Here is a 1,560-nt window from a genome sequence, read left to right as displayed (position 1 = left end):
TCCTCCTGTGATTCGTGTGAGCGGTTGGCAGACCGGCTCTCATCTTATCACCGAGTTCAAAGGATGGCTACTCATAGCTATAAGCTTTCCTGAACCCCCAGTCGAACTGGGGGTTTTCGTTATACAAAAAAACGGCTTACGGGCCGTTTTGGTTGGCTGCTTATGGTGGAGGGGGCATTGTGGGGCGGAGTGACTACTCCTTTCTTAACGGGCAAGCTGTAGGTTAATTCCAAGCTTCTTTCCCTTGTGCGGCATGTTTCATTAGATGAAAGCTCGGAAAAGCGTATCTATTTGTTCCTTGCTGGCAAACGACTCATCCAGCGATAAAAAAGCTAGTAGCCCGATAGCTTTTTTCGCTTCCGCTGCCGCAAACATTTTGTGATGACCATCCAATAAAAAATGGCTATAAATCCATACCTCTTCCTTTTTGTCATGTAACGGGCGTTTTATATCCAGGAAAGAAATGCCCAAGGCTGTTGGTGTTTCGTTTGAATCGATTCTTTTCATGTAGTCAATTATCTATATTGGACTGTCAACACCAAACTAGACGGATTTCTTAAGTGCCTTCTGTTTGTAAACGAGTGGACTCAGATACCCCAATGTCGAGTGAATTCTTGTTTCGTTAAACCACTTGACGTATTTTTCTAATTCTAGCTTCAACTGTGTCAACGACTCAAACTGCCGATTCTTTACGAACTCTGCTTTGATTAGCTTAAAGGTAGCTTCAGCAACTGCATTGTCATAGGGACAGCCTTTCATGCTCAGGGAACGTTTGATTTCGAACGTGTGGATGACTTCATCAATCGTCTGATTTTTAAATTCACTACCACGATCCGTATGAAAGAGCTGGATCTGACGCAAGTCTCCCTTTACGCTTGCAAAAGCCTGGTAGACGAGAGCAGCATCTTTGTATTTTCCACAGCTATAGCCAATGATCTCCCGGTTAAACAAGTCTACGAGCAAGCAAATATAGTGCCATTTGTTTGTCACTCGAACATAAGTCAAGTCACTCACAACGGCCTCCAACGGTTCGTTTTTCGTAAACTCCCGATTCAATTCATTCTGTATAGGTGAATCATTACAGGATGACTTATGCGGTTTATACTGAGCAACCGTATACACCGATACAAGACCGTTTTTCTTCATCAAACGTCCAATGCGCCGTCTGGAAACAGTCCTTCCTTCTTTTTGCAGGGTTGCCTTGATCTTTCTTGCTCCATAAACGCGCTGATTCTCTTTAAAAATACGGATGATCGCCTGTTCCACCTCATCATCGCTAGATGACTGCTGGTTACTTTCGTAGTAGTAGGTACTCCGATTCACCTGGAGGATGGTACACATGGCAGACACAGAGTACTTATGTGCATTTTGCCGGATCACTGTTATTTTCGTCCGAAGATCAGCGCTGCTTGCTTTAAAATATCGTTCTCCATTTTGATGCTAGACTTTACATTGGACACGGAGAATCGAGAGTGCGACAATAAAAGCGTTCATAATCGAGGTGTCCAACATGACGAAAAAGTACGACAGGGAATTCAAACTTCAAACCGTACGACTCAT

General features: G+C 43.7%; 2 protein-coding genes. Both read right to left on the bottom strand.

The window, feature by feature from the left end:
* Window positions 1-261 precede the first annotated feature (261 nt).
* Window positions 262-507: a hypothetical protein gene (locus AC27IT_RS27570; protein ID WP_207212830.1), complete on the bottom strand. Its 246-nt coding sequence runs from the start codon at window positions 505-507 to the stop codon at window positions 262-264.
* Between the two features lie 36 nt (window positions 508-543).
* Window positions 544-1,341: an IS3 family transposase gene (locus AC27IT_RS27565; protein WP_487092242.1), complete on the bottom strand. Its 798-nt coding sequence runs from the start codon at window positions 1,339-1,341 to the stop codon at window positions 544-546.
* Window positions 1,342-1,560: the final 219 nt, after the last annotated feature.

The organism is Brevibacillus sp. YAE8 (genome assembly GCF_057543335.1).
This window is presented reverse-complemented; position numbering and strand designations above follow the sequence as displayed.

Bases quoted from the DNA above. Each gene is read 5' to 3' on its own strand.
- AC27IT_RS27570 (WP_207212830.1), bottom strand. From the start codon at position 507: ATGAAAAGAATCGATTCAAACGAAACACCAACAGCCTTGGGCATTTCT.
- AC27IT_RS27565 (WP_487092242.1), bottom strand. From the start codon at position 1,341: ATGTGTACCATCCTCCAGGTGAATCGGAGTACCTACTACTACGAAAGT.